The 20,311-nt window shown below is 31.4% G+C and carries 18 protein-coding genes; 11 read left to right on the plus strand and 7 right to left on the minus strand.

Annotation, left to right across the window (positions count from 1 at the left end):
- The first annotated feature begins 64 nt into the window (after nt 1-64).
- The 5 genes from BLT88_RS02485 to BLT88_RS02505 all read left to right on the plus strand — a co-directional run bounded on the left by BLT88_RS02485 (nt 65) and on the right by BLT88_RS02505 (nt 3,231).
- Complete coding sequence (locus tag BLT88_RS02485; protein WP_091952800.1) at nt 65-787, plus strand: pyridoxine 5'-phosphate synthase; 723 nt, start codon at nt 65-67, stop codon at nt 785-787.
- A 72-nt stretch (nt 788-859) separates the two neighbouring features.
- Nucleotides 860-1,633 carry an alpha/beta fold hydrolase gene (locus BLT88_RS02490; protein ID WP_091952802.1) on the plus strand — a complete coding sequence of 258 codons (774 nt, stop codon included), beginning with the start codon at nt 860-862 and terminating at the stop codon, nt 1,631-1,633.
- A gap of 113 nt (nt 1,634-1,746) precedes the next feature.
- Nucleotides 1,747-2,553, plus strand: coding sequence for a phosphatase PAP2 family protein (locus BLT88_RS02495; RefSeq protein WP_231960063.1), 807 nt, complete (start codon nt 1,747-1,749; stop codon nt 2,551-2,553).
- Between the two features lie 103 nt (nt 2,554-2,656).
- Nucleotides 2,657-2,983: a nucleotide pyrophosphohydrolase gene (locus BLT88_RS02500; protein WP_036783956.1), complete on the plus strand. Its 327-nt coding sequence runs from the start codon at nt 2,657-2,659 to the stop codon at nt 2,981-2,983.
- On the plus strand, nt 2,983-3,231 hold the full coding sequence (locus BLT88_RS02505) for a hypothetical protein (RefSeq protein ID WP_036783954.1): 249 nt from the start codon (nt 2,983-2,985) through the stop codon (nt 3,229-3,231). The genes BLT88_RS02500 and BLT88_RS02505 overlap by 1 nt, the downstream gene beginning before the upstream one ends.
- Nucleotides 3,232-3,280: 49 nt before the next feature.
- Here the strand turns inward: BLT88_RS02505 and BLT88_RS02510 are convergent, their stop codons facing one another.
- Nucleotides 3,281-6,388 (minus strand): glycosyl hydrolase, encoded by a 3,108-nt coding sequence (locus BLT88_RS02510; RefSeq protein ID WP_091952803.1) that lies wholly within the window; start codon nt 6,386-6,388, stop codon nt 3,281-3,283.
- 53 nt (nt 6,389-6,441) lie between these two features.
- On the opposite strand from BLT88_RS02510, the gene BLT88_RS02515 reads away from it, so the two are divergent.
- The 4 genes from BLT88_RS02515 (at nt 6,442) to BLT88_RS02530 (ending at nt 10,965) form a co-directional block, all read left to right on the plus strand.
- Nucleotides 6,442-7,671: a 3-phosphoshikimate 1-carboxyvinyltransferase gene (locus tag BLT88_RS02515; RefSeq protein ID WP_091955624.1), complete on the plus strand. Its 1,230-nt coding sequence runs from the start codon at nt 6,442-6,444 to the stop codon at nt 7,669-7,671.
- A gap of 74 nt (nt 7,672-7,745) precedes the next feature.
- Complete coding sequence (gene queA / locus BLT88_RS02520) at nt 7,746-8,795, plus strand: tRNA preQ1(34) S-adenosylmethionine ribosyltransferase-isomerase QueA (RefSeq protein WP_036783950.1); 1,050 nt, start codon at nt 7,746-7,748, stop codon at nt 8,793-8,795.
- A 67-nt stretch (nt 8,796-8,862) separates the two neighbouring features.
- Nucleotides 8,863-9,903, plus strand: coding sequence for a 23S rRNA (adenine(2503)-C(2))-methyltransferase RlmN (gene rlmN / locus BLT88_RS02525; protein ID WP_091952804.1), 1,041 nt, complete (start codon nt 8,863-8,865; stop codon nt 9,901-9,903).
- 84 nt (nt 9,904-9,987) lie between these two features.
- Complete coding sequence (locus BLT88_RS02530; RefSeq protein ID WP_091952806.1) at nt 9,988-10,965, plus strand: polyprenyl synthetase family protein; 978 nt, start codon at nt 9,988-9,990, stop codon at nt 10,963-10,965.
- Between the two features lie 202 nt (nt 10,966-11,167).
- Here BLT88_RS02530 and BLT88_RS02535 read toward each other — a convergent pair whose 3' ends face one another.
- A complete protein-coding gene (locus BLT88_RS02535; RefSeq protein WP_036783944.1) occupies nt 11,168-12,676 on the minus strand; it encodes a GH3 auxin-responsive promoter family protein in 1,509 nt (502 codons plus the stop codon).
- A 59-nt stretch (nt 12,677-12,735) separates the two neighbouring features.
- On the opposite strand from BLT88_RS02535, the gene BLT88_RS02540 reads away from it, so the two are divergent.
- Nucleotides 12,736-13,527 (plus strand): DUF2797 domain-containing protein, encoded by a 792-nt coding sequence (locus tag BLT88_RS02540; RefSeq protein ID WP_091952808.1) that lies wholly within the window; start codon nt 12,736-12,738, stop codon nt 13,525-13,527.
- A gap of 40 nt (nt 13,528-13,567) precedes the next feature.
- Complete coding sequence (locus BLT88_RS02545) at nt 13,568-14,521, plus strand: carbon-nitrogen hydrolase family protein (protein ID WP_091952809.1); 954 nt, start codon at nt 13,568-13,570, stop codon at nt 14,519-14,521.
- Here BLT88_RS02545 and BLT88_RS02550 read toward each other — a convergent pair.
- The 5 genes from BLT88_RS02550 to BLT88_RS02570 are packed head-to-tail and all read right to left on the minus strand — an operon-like array spanning nt 14,518 to nt 19,991.
- Nucleotides 14,518-15,330: an HAD family hydrolase gene (locus BLT88_RS02550; protein ID WP_231960064.1), complete on the minus strand. Its 813-nt coding sequence runs from the start codon at nt 15,328-15,330 to the stop codon at nt 14,518-14,520. The genes BLT88_RS02545 and BLT88_RS02550 overlap by 4 nt on opposite strands.
- On the minus strand, nt 15,330-16,346 hold the full coding sequence (locus tag BLT88_RS02555) for a LacI family DNA-binding transcriptional regulator (RefSeq protein ID WP_091952811.1): 1,017 nt from the start codon (nt 16,344-16,346) through the stop codon (nt 15,330-15,332). Before BLT88_RS02555 ends, BLT88_RS02550 begins: the two co-directional genes overlap by 1 nt.
- 59 nt (nt 16,347-16,405) lie before the next feature.
- Nucleotides 16,406-17,809, minus strand: coding sequence for a mannosyltransferase (locus BLT88_RS02560; RefSeq protein WP_091952812.1), 1,404 nt, complete (start codon nt 17,807-17,809; stop codon nt 16,406-16,408).
- Entirely contained in the window at nt 17,809-19,299 is a 1,491-nt protein-coding gene (locus tag BLT88_RS02565) for a cellulose synthase family protein (protein WP_091952814.1), read from the minus strand. Before BLT88_RS02565 ends, BLT88_RS02560 begins: the two co-directional genes overlap by 1 nt.
- Nucleotides 19,299-19,991 (minus strand): glycosyltransferase family 2 protein, encoded by a 693-nt coding sequence (locus BLT88_RS02570; RefSeq protein WP_036783926.1) that lies wholly within the window; start codon nt 19,989-19,991, stop codon nt 19,299-19,301. The genes BLT88_RS02565 and BLT88_RS02570 overlap by 1 nt, the downstream gene beginning before the upstream one ends.
- Between the last annotated feature and the right edge of the window lie 320 nt (nt 19,992-20,311).

Raw genomic sequence — 20,311 nt, forward strand, 5'->3', positions numbered from 1 at the left:
TCATTCTTTACGAATATAGGATAAAATGATTTAATGAGTTACATTTGCAACCTAATTTTATATAATGACAAAGTTAAGCGTAAATATTAATAAAATTGCAACTTTACGTAATTCTCGAGGTGGTAATGTGCCTAATTTATTGAAAGTTGCTGCTGATATTGAAGCCTTTGGGGCAGAAGGGATTACCATTCATCCAAGACCAGATGAAAGACATATAAGGTATCAAGATGCAAGGGATTTAAAAACTATTGTTACCACAGAATACAATATAGAAGGAAACCCTATTACATCTTTTATGGATTTGGTTTTAGAAGTAAAACCAACGCAAGTTACTCTCGTGCCAGATGAATTAAATGCAATCACATCAAATGCAGGATGGGACACCATTAAACATCAATCCTTTTTAAAAGAAGTTATTTCGGAATTTAAAAAAAATGGCATTAGAACTTCAATTTTTATTGATACTGATTTAAAGTTGATTGAAGCTGCTGCAAAAACAGGTACAGATAGAATAGAATTGTATACTGAAGAATTTGCAACTCAATTTGATTTAGGAAATAAAAGAGCTATAAAACCATATACAGAAGCTGCAATCTTAGCACATAAATTAGGATTAGGAATTAATGCTGGTCATGATTTAAGTTTAGAAAACATCCAATTTTTTAAAGAGAACATTCCTCATTTAGCTGAAGTTTCTATTGGGCATGCACTTATTACCGAAAGTTTGTATTTAGGTTTAGAAAATGTGGTGAGCATGTATTTGCATAGGTTGCAAAGCACAAAGTAAGACCCTTAAAATTGATTATTTCTAATCTAGCTTTTGAAGCGAATGAGTACTCTAAAAAAATCAGAAATTTAAATGTCTAAAAATCCAATACTTCACGCAACGATAAAAGGAGAAGGGGAGCCATTACTAATTTTACATGGTTATTTTGGAATGGGTGATAATTGGAAGTCATTAGGAAATCAATTTGCTAAAAAGTATCAAGTTCATCTAATAGATCAGAGAAATCATGGACGAAGTTTTCATGCAGATGAATTTTCTTATGAATTATTAGTGGATGATTTACACAACTATATACTGCATCATCAATTAGAAAAAGTTAATTTAATTGGTCATTCTATGGGGGGTAAAACGGCGATGCTGTTTGCTGTTACATATCCAGAGTTATTGAATAAATTGGTAATTGTAGATATTTCTCCAAGAAACTATAAACCTCATCATAATGCAATTTTAGCAGGTCTAAATTCGATTGATTTTTCTTTACAAAATTCTAGAAATTTGGTCGATGAAAAATTATCAAAATATATTCCTGATTTTGGAGTTAGACAGTTTTTGATGAAGAATATTTATTGGAAAGAAAAAGGACAATTAGGATATAGATTCAATCTACAATCTTTAACAGAAAACAATCCAGAAATTGGTGAAGCTTTGCCTTCTTTTGCTGTTTTTGAAAAGGATACATTATTTTTAAAAGGAGAAAAATCTGATTATATTACTGAAAATGAAAGGCCTATTATAGAAGCTCATTTTCCGAACTCAAAAATTATAAAAATTACAAATGCTGGTCATTGGTTGCATGCCGAGAATCCGAAAGATTTTTATAGAGAAGTTGCTGAGTTTTTGGGTTAATCTTTTGACCGATTTGTAACGTAATTGGTTTCCTTTTTTTAAATTAACTTCTAATATTAGAATCAGAGAATGAAGTCAATAAACTTTATCTTTACTATATATTATTTCTAATTATGAAAAAAATATTATTATTACTTTTTTTGTTAAGTTGTTTTGGGAAAACGTTTAGCCAAACTCAAAAAATTTCTCTAAATTTAAATACAAATAAAAATTTATGGCAAAATTTTACCTATGATTTAGGGAATATGGCTGGCGGAATGGGGTATGCTTACAGCAGACCTTTATACTGGAAAAAGAAACAATTTACTCATTTTGGATATATTGCTGCGGGTACAACTTCACTATATTTTATAGATGATAATGTTGATAGATGGGCAGATGGTTGGAGAGGTGATGTGCCACGTTGGTTGGTAAACTATGGAAACGATGTTGGGAGTCCAAATAATAACTTCATGTTAACAGGAGCAGTCTATTTAGCAGGTTTGTTTACTGAAAATCCAAAATTAAGAAGAACTGGAGTTTTGTTAATCTCCTCAGCTTCTGCGGCTGGGTTGATGCAACAAATAACAAAAAGAATTATTGGTAGAGCAAGACCTAAAGCTAACGTTGGTAAAGATGTTTTTGATCCTTTGCATTTCGATAGAGTTTATGATTACGACTCTTTTCCTTCTGGTCATGTAATGCTTGGCTTTACAAATGCGTATGCAATTGCGAAACAATTTAAAAGTCCATGGGTAAAAGCGGGTCTATATACAATAGGTTCTATACCTGGATTAAGCAGAATTATTGATCGTTTTCATTGGTTTTCTGATGTTGCCTTTTCTACTGCGTTAAGTATTTTTATCGTTGAAGCTGTTGATAGATTTTTGGATAATAAGTACGATCAAAAATACAACCCTATAAAAAAGAACAAAAAGTAGTTTGGGATTTAAAAGTTACACCACAAACTTTTGGTGTGGTAATGAATTTTTGATAAACAGATTGCATACGAAACTTTATCTTTGATTTTTTAATAAATGAAATATGAACATAGAAAACGCACAGCAACAAGTAGACGATTGGATTAAGAATCATGGAGTTCGTTACTTTAATGAGCTTACAAACATGGCGCAGTTAACCGAAGAAGTTGGTGAAGTTGCTAGAATTATCGCAAGACGTTATGGAGAGCAAAGTGAAAAAGAATCTGATAAAAATAAAGATTTAGGGGAAGAGTTAGCGGATGTACTATTTGTAGTTTTGTGTTTGGCAAACCAAACAGGCATTGATTTACAAGATGCTTTTGAAAAGAAATTAGATGTTAAAACAAAACGCGATCACGATCGTCATCACAATAATAAAAAATTAAAATAATGAGTTTTATAGAGAAAATTAAAAATCCAGTTTTTTGGTCTAACTTTGTTAGAGTTGTCGTTCCCTTTTTTATCATAGTTACTTTATTTTCATTATTTATGAATAGTTGGAGAGAAATTTTTGCTGGTGATTTTACCGCAGTGGCAGAAACAAATTTTAATGATGGAAAATGGAAGAACTTTTGGGGCATAAAAATATTTATTACCGTTTTTTATGGGCTATATATTACCAATAAGAACATGAAATAAAAAAAAAGCGACTCTTAAGTCGCTTTTTTTACATACTGTTTTATGGAAATTAATCCAACTGAATTAAATCGATATTACTTTCTTTTACTTTCTGATTCAATTCTTTTACTCTAGCATCAAATAACGAATACAATTTTTTCAATTCAATATCTATATCCTTTACAATATCATTTTTAAAATCAAATGCTTGTTGCGTAGGAGCGTAGTTTCCAATTCTTGTCAACGAATTTAGATGCGCTAATTTATTATTCAATCTAATAGGAAAATTTAATGGATCCTGACCACTTTTAGATTTTGTTTGATACAAGGTTTCCTCAATTGTTGTCATATCTTTTACGAGTGTATCTGCGTATTCTAATAACGCTTTGTGCGTTTCTTTATCTTTGATGGACTTCTTTAAAAGACCAACTTGACCTCTTACTTTTTGTACATTTTTTAAAGCTTTATGAATCTCTGTCATTTTTGTATTGATCTCATTTATAAAATCAAACTGAGTTTTCATATCTCTTTCTGTAGCTTCAGAAGCTGGGTTTCTTATGATATTAAAACGTTGTGTTTGTTTTGTGTCATTGACCGCCAACTCCACTTTATAGTTGCCTGGTAAGGCCATTGGTCCACTTAAAGAAGCCCACCATAATATCATGCCTTTTACAGATTCTGCTCCAGAATGCATCATGTTCCAATTAAAAATATTGTTTCCATCGGCTACTTTTAGTTTTTCCTCCTTTTTTTCTTTATCCGGTTTAGTCGTATATTTTTTAATAAGATGTTCATTTGAGTCAAAAAAGGAAATTGAAACCACATCTTTTTCAGCCACTTTTTTAATATAATAATTTACAGAAACGCCACCTGAATGATTTGTACCAGCAGTTCTAGAAGTTCGTCCATTTCCGCCAGATAAATTATAAGCATTTTTAGGTTTGTATAAAACGATCTCTTTCTTTAAGGTAGATTCGTTTAATTGATGTAAAGGCGTTAAATCGTCAATAATCCAAAGAGAACGCCCTTGGGTTGCAGCAATTAAATTATCGTCTTTAATCGTTAAATCAGTAATGGGAACAATAGGTAGATTTTGTTTGAAAGATTGCCAGTTTTTACCATCATCAAAAGAAATATACATTCCTCTTTCTGTTCCGGCATATAACAACCCTTTTCTTTTTGGATCTGCTCTTAGAGCTCTTGTAAAATCTTCATCAGAAATTCCCTCCACAATTAATTCCCAAGATTTTCCATAATTTTCTGTTTTGTAGATGTAAGGCTTGTAATCTCCAGATTTATATTTGGTACCTACGATATAAGCGCCACCTTTTGTAAACGGATCAATCTCAATACAATTGATCATCATCCATTCTGGCATCTTTTTAGGAGTTACATTGTTCCAAGTTTCACCATTATTTTTAGAAATATGCACTAAACCATCGTCAGAACCTGTCCAAATTAAACCAGGTTCAAAAGTAGATTCTATCGCTGCGAAAATAGTTCCATAATATTCTACACCTGTATTATCTTGTGTAATTGGTCCGCCGGAAGATTTCAAAGTTTTAGGATCATTTCTAGTTAAATCAGGACTAATGATTTTCCAAGATTGCCCTTCATTTTCTGTAACATGTAAATGATTAGAAGCAGCATATAATTTTTTTTCATTGTTGGGTGAAAAGAAAATTGGAAAGTTCCATTGAAAACGATATTTAAAATCTTCAGCACCATGACCCATTGGGTCATCTGGCCAGACATTTACAGCGCGAGTTTCATTTGTTTTATGATTTTTTCTAGTTAATAAACCACCATAACTTCCTCCATAAACAATATCATCATTTAAGGGGTCTACGGCAATATGTGCACTTTCTCCACCAGCAGTTGAGGTCCAATCAGATTCGGTTATAAATCTTCCTGAAGTTCTATGTGAAATTCTTACTGTAGAATTATCTTGTTGCGCTGCCAAAATTCGATATGGAAAATGATTGTCTGTGGTAACTCTATAAAATTGCGAAGTAGGCTGATTCATATACGTGCTCCAGTTATCGCCAGCATCAAAAGAAATTTGAGCACCACCGTCATCGCCAATAATCATTCTTTGGTTGTCTTCGGGTGCAATCCATAAATCATGATGATCTCCATGCGGTGCATTATACGTTTTGTAAGTTTTCCCACCATCTGTTGATTTATGGTAACGAACATTTAATACATACAAAATATTTTCATCTTGTGTATCTGCATAAATACGGGTATAATACCAAGCTCTTTGACGCAATTTACGTTCAGAGTTTATGAGTTTAAAAGTCTTTCCTGCATCCGTAGATTTATAAATTCCACCTTTTTCATTCTCAATTAAAGCCCAAACAATATCAGAGTTTATTGGTGAAACTGTAACTCCAGCAATTCCCCAAATTCCAGATGGTAACCCTTTATTTGTTGAAATGTTAGTCCAAGTTTCACCTTGATCTACACTTTTCCATAAAGCAGAACCTTTTCCGCCAGAAGACAAACTGTAAGGAGTTCTTCGAACATCCCAAGTTGTTGCATATAAAATTCTTGCATTATTTGGGTCAATGATTAAATCAACAACCCCAGAATTTTCATCAGAAAATAATACGCGTTTCCAGTTTTCGCCACCATCAACAGATTTATAAACACCTCTTTCTTGGGTTGGTTTATATAAATCGCCCATAACGCCTGCAAAAACAATATCAGCATTTTTAGGGTGAATTCTCATTCTAGGAATGTGTCTTGAGTTTTTTAAGCCCACATGCTTCCATGTTTTTCCAGCATTTTCGGTTTTCCAAATTCCATCGCCAGAAGAAACATTTCCACGAACTGTTTTTTCTCCCATTCCGGCATACATCACATTATTATCAGATTCTGAAACAGCAATTGCGCCAACAGAACCACCGAAAAATCCGTCAGAAATATTTTGCCATGTGTTACCGGCATCTGTAGTTTTCCATACGCCACCTCCAGTAGAACCCATATAAAAAAGATTTGCTTTGCCAGAAACACCTGTAACTGCGGCACTTCTACCTCCTCTAAAAGGTCCAATATTTCGCCATTTTACGGCGCTAAAATATTCGTCAGAAACTTTGTTAGATTTTTTTTGTGCATTAACTTTGACATTTGCTGATATAAACAAGCAAATTACTAGAAAATAGATTTTTTTCATGATGGTAGTTGTAAGTTTGAATGTTAAAAATAAGAATTAAAATCATTTTTGGAATGGATATACTGTTAAATCATCTAGAGAATAAAAAGATAAAAGAGAAAAATACCATTTCTGGTTCTAAAAGTGAATCTAATAGACTCTTAATTCTACAAAAATTATTTCCAGAAATTTTAATTCAAAATTTATCAGATTCTGATGATTCCGTGCACATGCAACATGCACTTTCTACCGAAGATGGGAGGGTAGATATTGGTCATGCAGGAACTGCAATGCGTTTTTTAACATCGTATTTTGCGGTTAACGATGGCAGAGATACTGTTTTAACTGGTTCTCAAAGAATGCAAAACAGACCGATCGAAATTTTAGTAAATGCATTAAATAATTTGGGAGCAAGTATTGAGTATTTGGAGAAAGTTGGGTATCCACCGATAAGAATTAAAGGAACAAAAATAACAAAAGATAAAGTTCAAATAAATGGAAATGTAAGCAGTCAGTATATTTCTTCACTGCTATTAATCGCTTCAAAATTAGAGAATGGTTTAGAAATTGAATTGATTGGGAAAATTACCTCTGTTCCTTATATTAAAATGACTTTAAGTTTGCTGACCCAACTTGGAATTGAAAACAAATTTGAAGGTAATTTCATCAAGGTTTTTCCAAAGACAGAAATCCAAAAACAAACCATTGTTGTCGAATCAGATTGGTCTTCTGCGAGTTATTTTTATTCAATAGTCGCCTTGTCGAAAATTGGTTCAGAAATTACTTTATCAGCGTATAAAAAAGAAAGTTTACAAGGAGATTCTTGTTTGGCAGAAATTTACCAACATTTTGGAGTAGAAACTGTTTTTGGTGAACATAGTATCATTTTAAAAAAGACAAAAGTAAGTAATAAGGAGATCTTAGAGATTGATTTAAAAAATGCTCCGGATATTGCACAAACGATTGCAGTTACTTGTTTTGCTGAAAAAATTGCGTGTAATTTATCGGGTTTACATACCTTAAAAATTAAGGAAACAGATAGATTAGAAGCTTTACACGATGAATTATCTAAATTAGGTGCTTTAATTTCTGTGACAGATAAAAGTTTACATTTAGAGAAATCATCAGAAATCAAGAAGAATATTGCCATAAAAACGTACAATGATCATAGAATGGCAATGGCGTTTGCACCCTTAGCTTTGTTAGTTCCAATTAAAATATTAAATGCTGAAGTTGTCACAAAATCATATCAAAAATTTTGGGAGGACATGCAGCAAATAGGCATTGTAATTAACGAACTTTAAATATAAACGGTCAAACACTTGACAACGCCTATTTCGATGTCGTATATTTGCCTCCTTTACAGCAAAATAGACATATGAAATTATCACACTTTGAATTTGAATTGCCAGAAGAATTGTTAGCAATTTATCCTGCGGAACATAGAGATGAATCTCGTTTAATGGTTTTAAATAGAAAAGAGCAAACCATAGAACATAAAACGTTTAAAGATGTTATAAATTACTTTGAGGAAGGTGATGTTATGATGTTAAACAATACCAAGGTTTTTCCTGCGAGAATGTTCGGAAATAAAGAAAAAACAGGTGCTAGAATCGAAGTTTTCTTATTACGAGAACTAAATGCTGAGAATAGACTTTGGGATGTTTTAGTGGATCCTGCAAGAAAAATTAGAATTGGAAATAAATTATTTTTTGGAGAAGACGATAGTTTGGTTGCAGAAGTTATAGATAATACAACTTCTAGGGGAAGAACTTTACGCTTTTTGTATGATGGGAGTTACGAAGCTTTTAGAGAAAAATTATTGGAATTAGGAGAAACTCCTTTGCCAAAAGCAATTAATAGAGAAGTAGAAGCTTCAGATGAAGAACGTTACCAAACTATATATGCAAAGCATGAAGGTGCAGTTGCAGCTCCATCAGCAGGTTTGCATTTTTCTAAGCACTTACTAAAACGTTTAGAAATTAAAGGAGTTGATTTTTCAGAGATGACGTTGCACGTTGGATTAGGAACTTTTAGTCCTGTAGAAGTAGAAGATTTATCTAAGCACAAAATGGATTCTGAACAAATTGTGATTTCTGCTGCTACTGCAGATAAAATTAATAAAGCCAAAAAAGCAAAAAGAAGAATTTGTGCAGTGGGTACAACAGTAATGAGAACTGTAGAATCTTCAGTTTCATCTAAACAGGAATTAAATGCTTTTGAAGGTTGGACAAATAAGTTTATTTTTCCTCCTTTTGACTTTAGTATTGCTAATAGTATGATCACAAATTTCCATGCGCCTAAATCTACCTTAATGATGCAGGCAGCTGCTTTTGCTGGGTATGATTTTTTAATGGAAGCGTATAAAGTAGCAATCAAAGAGCAGTATAAATTCTCTACATACGGAGATGCGATGTTAATAATATAATTCAATTTTTTTATTGAAAACTTAAAACCTCACAAGTTTCTTGTGAGGTTTTGTATTTTTGCACAATATGGAAGTAAAAAAGAAAGACATAAGAGCCTTAACCAAAGAACAATTACGTGATTTTTTTGTAGAAAATGGCGATAAAGCTTTTCGTGGAAATCAAGTTTATGAATGGCTTTGGAGCAAGTCTTTGCATACTTTTGAAGCCATGACCAATATTTCTAAACAAACCAGAGAAATATTAGAATCAAACTTTGTTATCAATCATATTAAGGTTGATTCTATGCAAAAAAGTAACGATGGAACTATTAAAAACGGTATTAGATTGCACGATGGTTTAATTGTTGAATCTGTTTTAATACCTACAGAAAAAAGAACAACAGCTTGTGTTTCTAGTCAAGTTGGTTGTAGTTTAGATTGCAAATTCTGTGCAACTTCCCGTTTAAAAAGAATGCGTAATTTAAATCCCGATGAAATTTATGATCAAGTTGTTGTTATAGACAGGCAAAGTAGATTATATTTTAATCACAAACTAACAAATATTGTTTTTATGGGAATGGGAGAACCGCTGATGAACTATAAAAATGTTTTAAAATCTATAGAAATGATTACATCTCCTGAAGGTCTGGGTATGTCGTCAAAAAGAATAACAGTTTCTACTTCTGGCGTGCCAAAAATGATAAAAAAGATGGCAGATGAAGAGGTTAAATTTAATTTAGCTGTTTCTTTACATTCGGCTATTGATGAAGTTAGAACATCAATAATGCCGTTTAATGCAACTTTTCCGTTAAAAGATTTACGAGAATCTTTAGAATATTGGTACGAAAAGACAAACCGTGCAATTACCTATGAGTATATTGTTTGGGACGGAATTAACGATAGAAAGGAAGATATAAAGGCGTTAGTTGAATTTTGCAAAGCGGTGCCGTGTAAGGTTAATTTAATAGAATACAACCCTATTGATGATGGGGAGTTTCAACAAGCAAGTTCATCTGCCATAAATAATTATATTTCTAATTTAGAAATGCACGATATTACAATAAATGTAAGAAGAAGTAGAGGTAAAGATATTGATGCTGCTTGCGGGCAATTAGCAAATAAATCTTAAGTGATACAGTCTATATATTTTGCTGCAAAATCTCATTATTTTCACTACTTTTGAATTGAAATTGCCTTGATAAATGAATCCTTAATGAATCCTATCGAACAAATAAAATTGCCTATTTTATCAGAAATGGAAACTTTTGAAAAAAAGTTCAAAGATTCGATGCTTTCTAAAGTGCCTCTTTTAAACAGAATTACCTATTATATTGTCCGCAGAAAAGGAAAACAAATGCGGCCAATGTTTGTTTTTTTGGTGGCAAAAATGGTTTCTGATGGTGGTTTTGATGAACGAACTTATAGAGGGGCTTCTGTGGTAGAACTGATTCATACTGCAACTTTAGTGCATGATGACGTGGTAGATGATAGTAATAGAAGACGTGGTTTTTTCTCTATAAACGCGTTATGGAAAAATAAAATTGCAGTTTTAGTGGGAGATTTTTTACTTTCAAAAGGATTGCTTTTATCCATAGATAATCAGGATTTTGATTTACTGAAACTAATTTCTATTGCTGTTCGTGAAATGAGTGAAGGCGAATTACTGCAGATAGAAAAAGCAAGAAAATTAGACATTACAGAAGATATTTACTTTGATATAATTCGTCAGAAAACTGCCACATTAATTGCAGCTTGCTGTGGAATTGGAGCAGCTTCAGTAGGAGCTAACCAAGAAACAATTCGACAAATGCGAAAATTTGGAGAATATATTGGAATCGCGTTTCAAATTAAAGATGATTTATTTGATTACTCTGATGAAAAAATTGGAAAACCAACAGGGATAGATATTAAGGAGCAAAAAATGACCTTGCCATTAATTCATTCATTAAATACCTGTTCAAAAAAAGATAAAAATTGGATTATTAATTCTATAAAGAAACACAATAAAGATAAAAAACGGGTTAAAAAAGTAATTGCTTTTGTAAAAGAAAATGGAGGTATTGAATACACAACAAATAAAATGCTCGATTACAGAGACAGAGCTACAGCCATTTTAGAAAACTACCCAACTTCGCCTTATAAAAATTCTTTGTTAGAAATGATTGACTATGTTGTAGAACGTAAAATATAGTTTCTTTAATTCACTGATATTAGTGTATATAATTTCTCTTTCTTACACTAAAATAGTATTCCCCTTTTGGCATACTTTGTATTTAAAACTTTAACACAGGCCAATAGCTATAAATTGTTGTATCCGTAGCTATAAGAACATGTTACTTTTCTAGTATTGAAAAATGAATCTAGTGCAAAAATGTATTGGGAAACCTGTTTTTTTATAATATCAATAATTCCTCTATGAATGCTCTTGAGTTTGATAGTCTTGGTATTTTATGTTGCCCTCCCAATTTGTCTTTACTCTTTAACCAAGTGTAAAATAAGCCCTTTTTAGCCACATGAATTATTGGCATTGCAAGTGTTAGAGAATTGTAACGCTTGGCCTCATAATCAGAATTGATAGATTTTAATGCATTGTCTAACAGTTCTGTAAAATAGTTCATATTTTCTGGAGCTTTGTTAAACTCAATGACCCATTCATGACCCCCACTTTTTTTACCTTTCATAAAAATAGGTCCCACTGTATAATCGATGATAGTTGCATTTGTTTTCTTGCAAGCTAATTTTAAAGCATCTTCGGCATTTTCAATATTTACTTCTTCACCGAAAACATTGATGTAATGTCTTGTTCTTCCCGTAATTTTAATTCTATAAGGATCTAAAGAAGTGAATCGTATTGTGTCTCCTATTAAATAGCGCCACAAACCACTATTTGTGGTAATAATTAAAGCATAATCAATATCTTTTTTCACTTTTGATAAAGGAATTGTTTTAGAATTTTCTCCTTTATAAGAAGTCATCGGAATAAATTCATAGAAAATTCCATAATCTAACATCAACAATAATTCTTTTGAACCATTTCTGTCTTGAATAGCAAAAAAACCTTCGGAGGCGTTGTAGGTTTCATAATATTGAAAATCCTTTTTAGGAATTAATTTTTTATACTGCTCTCGATAAGGATTAAAATTAACACCTCCATGAAAATACACTTCCAAATTTGGCCAAACCTCTAAAATAGTATCTTTACCTGTGCGCTCTAAAACTCTATTTAAGAGTACGAGCATCCAACTGGGTACACCTACTAAACTAGTAATATCTTCATGTATTGTTTCGTCGATAATAGCTTCCATTTTGGTTTCCCATTCTGCCATTAAAGCCACTTCTTGACTTGGGGCAGAACTATAATCTGCCCAAAAAGGCAAGTTCTCGGTTATAATTGCCGACAAATCTCCAAAGTATGAATTGTTGTCTTTGTAAATTTCAGAACTTCCTCCTAATTTTAAACCTTTACCTGTAAACAACTGGGTTTCATCATTGTTATTGATGTATAAGCATAACATGTCTTTACCCGCTTTTAAGTGACAATATTCCAATGCTTCATCACTCACAGGAATAAATTTACTTTTAGCGTTTGTAGTTCCGCTTGATTTTGCAAACCATTTTATTGGAGTTGGCCAAAATAAATTTTGTTCACCTTTTCTGCAACGCTCAATTAATGGTTCTATGCTTTCATATTTTTGAATAGGTACGTTTTTCGTAAAATCTTCATAATTTTTGATAGAAGAAAAATGATACTCTTTGCCAAGCTCAGTTCTTTTTGCAGTAGCAATTAATTTCATTAAAAGTTCTTCTTGCACATCAATAGGATATTTTAAAAATAATTCTATTTGATGCACTCTCTTTTTTAAAAACCAAGAAATTATTGAATTTACAATTGGTAAAGCCATGGATAAAGTTACGTTTTTTGTGTAAGTTTGTTATAAGCTAAAAATACTAAAATTTGGTCATGAAATATCAAGGAGTACTAAAAAAAATGAAAACTGAAAATTCATCACAAATTCAGTATTATTTGGATATGAATTCTGATTTTTTAAATATGAATCAGTTGTTAGACAAGGAGATAGTAATTAGTTTTGTGACTTATGAATGTCTAAACTGTCATTTAGAAAAAAAAGTTTTTAGACAAGGATATTGTAAATCTTGTTTTTTTGAAATACCAAATGCTGCAGATTGGATCATGAAACCAGAATTAAGCAAAGCGCATTTAAATATTGAAGATCGGGATTTAGCTTATGAAAAATCTGTACAATTAAAACCACATATTGTGTATTTAGCAAATTCTAGCAATGTTAAAGTGGGCGTTACAAGAAAGCAGCAAGTACCTACTAGATGGATCGATCAAGGAGCACACGAGGCTCTAGAAATTGTGGAAGTTCCTAACAGGTATTTAGCGGGAATTACAGAAGTCGCTTTAAAGGAATATGTTGCTGATAAAACTAATTGGCGTAAAATGCTGAAGAATGATATTGAAGATGAAAATTTAGTAGAATGGAGAGATAAGTTAAAAGTCTTTATTCCAGAAGAAGCAAAAGAGTATTTTATTGAAAACAATTTAGAAACCCACTTAAGCTTTCCTGTTTTAAAATATCCTGAGAAACCAAAAAGCTTAAATTTGATTAAAACACCAACTTTTAAAGGAAAGCTAGTTGGAATAAAAGGACAGTATTTAATCTTTGAAGATGAAACTGTTTTTAATGTAAGATCTAATGAAGGTTTGGTAGTTTCGATAGAGATATAATATCACCACCTCCTAGTCTGATGATAATAGAAGATTAATTATGAAAAATAATTTACTAAAAGTAGCCTTAGCACAAATCTCTCCTGTTTGGTTAAATAAAGAAAAAACAATTCAAAAAATTAAAAACTCAATTGAAGGGGCAGCAAAAGAAAATTGCGAATTGATTGTTTTTGGGGAGGCCCTTCTGCCAGGCTATCCGTTCTGGATTGGTTTAACGAATGGTGCAGAATGGAATTCTCAAACTCAGAAAGAAATTCATGCACATTATGTTCGTAATTCTATAACGATAGAAAAAGGTGAGTTAGATTCCATTTGTAAATTAGCAAAAGAACATAACATTGCTATTTATTTAGGGATTATGGAGCGCGCAAAAAATAGAGGAGGACATAGTATTTATGCTTCATTAGTGTATATCAATCAAGAAGGAGAAATAAAATCTGTTCATCGCAAACTTCAGCCAACCTTTGATGAGCGCTTGACCTGGGCTCCTGGAGACGGAAATGGTTTGCAAGTTCATCCTCTTAAAGAATTTACGGTTGGGGGCTTAAATTGTTGGGAAAATTGGATGCCTTTGCCAAGAACTGCTTTATATGGTTTAGGAGAAAATTTGCACATTGCTGTTTGGCCAGGGAGTGACCATAATACCAAGGATATTACGCGCTTCATTGCAAGAGAATCTCGTTCTTTTGTGATCTCTGTTTCTTGCTTAATGACTAAATCTGATTTTCCAAGGGATATTCCTCATTATGAAAAAATTATAAAAGATGCTCCAAAGGTTTTAGCAAATGGTGGTTCTTGTATTGCTTCTCCTGACGGAGAATGGTTAGTAGCGCCTATTATTAATAAAGAAGGTTTGATTATAGAAACTTTAGATTTTAATCGTGTTTTAGAAGAAAGACAAAACTTTGATTGTGTAGGTCATTATTCGAGACCTGATGTGACTAAATTACATGTAAATAGAGAAAGGCAAAGCACCGTTTCTTATGAGGATTAAGTTCTAATTTTAAGTAACTCCTCTAAAATACGTTCAACACCAAAATCATCATTACTTTCTGTTGAAAAGTTTGCTAGTTCTGTAATATCAGCATGTGCATTTTTCATTGAAAAACTAAAATGTGCCTCTTGCATCATTTCTATGTCATTATGATAATCTCCAAAAACCATAGTAGCTCCTTTGGTAACATCTAAAAGTTTCTGAACTTCTCTTAAAGCATTTCCTTTGTTGGCTTTTTCGTCAGATATATCTAACCAATTTTTACCAGAAATTTTTAGTAAAACCTCTTCTTTTAGGTGTTTGATTGCGGGATAAATAAATTCTTCAGAAGAATCAAAATGATAGACTGCAATTTTAAACACAGGCGTTGTTTTTGGAATTTCTAACAAATCATCTACCAATTTAAAACTGTGATAATATTCTTGAAAGAGCTCAATGAAAAGTTTATCTGTGCTCTCTATAAAGGCAGCATTATTGCAACAAAGTACCATGTTTGCTCCTTTAATTTTTCTTAAAATAGGAATTAATTTTAATACTTTTTCTTGCTGTAGATAATTGGAAAGTAAAACTTCATCTCTTTTTTTGACAACTCCACCATTTTCTGCAATGATATAAATATCATCTTTTATAGTAGAAAGTTTATCAATAATACTATTGTGTTGTCTTCCACTTGCTGCGCAAAAAGTAATATTTCTTTTTTTAAGTTCTTTAAAAAGATTGAAAAATTGTGAACTAACTTGTCCCTGAGAGTTTAGTAAAGTTCCGTCCATATCAGAAACTACCAATTTTACTTTAGTGAAATCGGTCATTATAACTTAGCAGAATCTCTTATAACTAAATCAGTCTTAATTACTTTGGTAACCGTGTCATTATGTTTTTTTTCTAATTTATCAATTAATATCTGTGCAGCGGCCTCTCCCATTTGCTCTCCATGTTGACTAATTGTTGTCATTTTAGGACTTGAGTGTCTTGCTAAAATTCCATTTGAAAATGCAATTACAGATAAATTTTTAGGTATTTCAAGACCGCTTTTTAAGCCAGCTTTCATTGCAGCAATTGCAGCAGATTCGCCAGTAGCTATTACACTATCAATTTTATTATTTTTAAAGAGCGGAATCAAAATAGATTCATATTCTTTATAGTCTTGGTTTAAAATATTGACAATAAGATTTTCATTAAAAGGTAAACCTACATTTTCTAATCCTTTCTGATAACCTAAAAAGCGTTGTTCACCAATATGTAAATTGCTTAAAGTAGAAACAAAAGCAATATTTCTATGACCAGTTTTGTGTAAATATTCAACGGTATTCAAAGCACCATTAAAATCATCCGTAATAATTTTGTCACAATCTATGGTTTTTGCAACTCGATCAAACATTACAATTGGAGTTCCATTTTCTATGGTTTCTTTAAAATGATTAAATTCTTGCTTAATTTCAGTCTCTTTAGACATGGAAAGAATAAAACCATCAATACTTCCATTGGAAAGCATTTCTATAATTTCAACTTCCTTGTTGTATGACTCATTAGATATGCAAGCAATAACTTTGTAACCTCTTTCTAAAGCAGTTTTTTCTATTCCTTTAAATACTTGTGCAAAGTAATATTTAAGCATTGTTGGAATGATAATTCCAATCGTTTTGGTGCTTCTATTTTTTAAACTTAGTGCATTAAAGTTAGGCTTATAGTTTTTTGCTTTCGCATATTTTTGGATCTTATCTTTGGTCGCTGCACTAATTTCGTAGCTGTCATTCAGCGCTTTAGAAACGGTGGAGATAGAAACATTAAATTCTTTTGCAATATCTTTTATGGTAAGCTTCTTCATATAAACAATAATTAAGCACTAATATATAAAATTATAGGGATTCCTTTTTTATTAAATTATTAAATTATCAGTTTTTTTAAGTTTGAACTTTTTATTTCATAAATTAAAAAGGAAAATACAATCAAATATTCAAGAAGAACTAACCATAAATTTTCTTCCCAAGGAGAATTTGAATAGGCTTGATAACTTAAAATCACCACCAAACTCCAGACAACGGGGAATTTATATTTGGTAAAAACTGATAAAATTATAGGAGTGGCTAAATACCAGGGGTGCACAGTGGTTGCCATAAAATAATAAAAACACAAGCCAAATAATAATGCTGTTATTAATTGAATAATGGTAGTGTTTTTCTTTAGAAATGTAAGAATTATTAAAAAAATGACAGTGAAAATAGGGGTTATTTTTCCAATAATTGCAATTTCATTCCAACCTCTAAAAAGATAGCCGATTTCTCTAAATAAGTAGTAAAAACTGGCATTAAATTCAAAATTACCAAACCATAAACCGACTGAATTTGTGTAGTTTTCGATTAATTCTGAAGTGTAAAATGGAAGAAATAAAATGATAGTAGTTGCTAAAACAATTGTGTAAAAACTTATTAATCTGATCATTCCTTCGAAAGTAGGAATCCATTTTTTTGTATAACTTTTCAATTTTTTCTCTTCATTTATAGACACGTTCTGCTTCATAAACCATTGATAAAAAAGAGGCAAAAATAAAAGAGGAATCAATTTTACAGAAACAGAGCAAGCAATTAAAACGGCAGCTAAAATCCATTTTTGTTCGTATAGTTTGTGCAATCCCCAAATAAGAAAGAACAGCATTACAGGTTCAAAATGTAAATTCCCTGTCATTTCTATAATGATAAAAGGATTTAAAGCATACCAAAAAATATTTTTTACAGGTAGCTGAAGTTTTTCTAAAAGCTTTTTGCCAAAATATAAGATTCCAATATCGGCAAGTATAATAAGCAATCTTAAAACGATAATAGATCCAAAAATACTTTTACTAGAAAATAATGCAGCTATTAAAAAACACAACTGATTTAGTGGTGGGTAATTTGTATAATGGCTTCCATTCATTTCACCCATTCCTTTGTATAATTCTGTTGTTTCTGCAATAGGCTGTAATCCCTGTTGAATAAAACTTTGTGGTATAGATAGATATGGATTTAGTCCCTCAAGAATCATTCTTCCATCCCAAATAAATCGATAAAAATCTTGAGATAAATTAGGTGTTGCAAATATAAATATCAACCTAAAAAGAATGGAGATTCCGATTAAATTAGAGAATGTTAGGCTTTTACTTTTTATGATTAGATAAAAACATCCAAAGAGAGAAAGCCATAAAAAAAGAAGTCTATAGAATGCAATTCTTTCTAAGAAATAAGCAAATAAGAAGAATAGAATAGCACTTATAGAAATAAATAGCGCGTCTTTATTTTTTGTAAAAAAAGACATTATGCTTTAGAAAAAATTGATTTAAAAAAGACATATGAGAAGCCTATAAAAAGCATAAAGTGAAAGGGAAATAATCCGAAATCTCCACCTTGATCTCCTACAACGAATGCACTGTACATTCCAAAAATAAAGTAGATTGCTAGCAAGCCTTCTAAAACAACGTGAATGGATGGTTTTTTCTTGATATATTTATTTGTTTTCCAACCATCTTTTATATTCTTAATGTTGAATTTTGGTGTTCTAACAAATTCACTTTTTTTACCCAAATGCCCTTCCAAAACTGCTATCGTATTGTGCAAAGAAAAGCCCATTGCTATGGAGAAAAAAGTAAAAAATGCACCTATATATTTAAAGAAATTCTTAAATCCACTACCATAAATATTTTTGTACATATACCAATAGCAAACAAAAAATATTAAAGAACTAAGGACAAAGAAACTCATTACATAAAAGTAATTTTTTAAATGGGCATATTCATTTTTAATGTAGAGCATAGGAACACTTAAAATAGCTACTAAAAAAATACAGGTAAACATTGAACTGTTCAATAAATGCAATAAACTATGTATCTTACTCCTGAAAGGAACGTTTTTACTCGTTATTACACGTCTCATCATTTTTTGAAAATTCTCCGCACCGCCTTTATTCCATCTAAATTGTTGAGATCTTGCTGCACTAATTATTATTGGTAATTCTGCAGGGGTAACTACTTTTTCAAGGTATTTAAATTTCCATTTTTTTAACTGGGCTCTATAACTTAAATCTAAATCTTCTGTTAGAGTATCACCTTCCCAATTACCTGCATCATAAATACATTTTTTTCGCCAAATTCCTGCAGTTCCGTTAAAATTTATAAAATGACCTTTGCTATTTCTACCAACTTGTTCCAGAGTAAAATGAGCGTCTAGAGCAAATGCTTGAATTTTTGTAAGCGTCGAATAATTTCTATTGATATGTCCCCAGCGTGTTTGCACAACTCCGATTTCTGAGTTTTTAAAATAAGGAACAGTCTGGTATAACCAATCTTTTTGAGGTAGAAAATCTGCATCAAAAATAGCAATAAATTCACCTTTAGCGGTTTTTAACCCTTCCTTTAAAGCACCTGCTTTAAAACCCTTTCTATTGGTTCTCCTAATATGCTGTATATCAATTCCTTTTTCTTGAATTTTTTTAATATGTTTTGCAGTCATTTCTATAGATTCATCTGTGGAGTCATCTAAAACTTGTATTTCTAATTTATCTAAAGGATATTCTAATTTTGCGATGTTTTTTAACAAACGCTTCATTACATATAATTCATTAAATACTGGCAGTTGTATGGTTACAAAAGGGATTTCATCAGGATTTGAGAAATTAAATTTAGGAGAGTTGTCTTCTTTGTTTCTATACTTCAAATAATTAAAGAGTAGGTTTAATTGCGCTATTGCATACATGAAAATAAGCAATAAGCAAATAGTATAAACAGCTATGATGATATATTCTAAAACCATTATTTAAAACTATATTTAAAAATCCAACCTAAAATCTTTATTCCTGCAAAGATAGAACCTTTTATGGTACCTGAAACTTTTGAAACACCAATTCTATTTCTATATTTTACAGGTATTTCTGCATAGGTCAGTTTTTGTTTTAGTGCTTTTAATTGCATTTCAACCGTCCAGCCATATGTTTTGTCTTGCATTTTTAGTGCTAATAATTTGTCATATTTTATGGCTCTAAAAGGACCTAAGTCTGTAAATTTCGCGCCAAAAAATAATTTCATTAAAAAGGTTGCTAACCAATTACCAAAAACTTGTTGCGGTGTCATAGAACCACTTTCACGCAATTTTTTTACACGAGAACCAATTACAAAATCAATATGATCATGGATAATTGGAGCAATAATTTTTGTTAATTGTTCTGGATAATCAGAATAATCTCCATCTAAAAAAACAATGATTTCTGGTTTTTTGTTTTGTTTACTGATGTACTCCATTCCTTTTAAGCAAGCATAACCATAACCCTTTTTACTTTCTTTTAAAACCGTAGCACCAGCATTTTTTGCATTGATTTCTGTATGGTCAGTAGAATTATTGCTTACAACAATTACTTCGTCAACGATTTTAGGAATGTCGTTGATAACATTTGCAATCGAGTCTTGTTCGTTATATGCAGGTATAATTACTTTTATGGTTGGTGTCATTTTATCTTAAATCTGGGACGCCGTTTTCATCTGTAAGGATGAAAAGTCTGTCCATACTTTTATTATTTTACCTTTTTTATATTTGGATGTTTTTATCAATTTTCTCCTATTGTAAATTAAGCAATATTTGTTTTTTTGATTGTTTTTTAATTGACATTTATGATGCACGCAACCTTAGGCCATCATAAAATAACCTCCAATTATTTAGTTTCTTTTCAAAAATGACCTTCTTTTTCTTTCTAAGAATCTTGGCCATAAAAGTACCAATAATTCGTTTCTAAATTATCTATAAAATGACCTTCTTTTTTCAGGTGCCCACT

Origin of the sequence: Polaribacter sp. Hel1_33_78, assembly GCF_900106075.1 — a bacterium.
Taxonomy (GTDB): Bacteria; Bacteroidota; Bacteroidia; order Flavobacteriales; family Flavobacteriaceae; genus Polaribacter.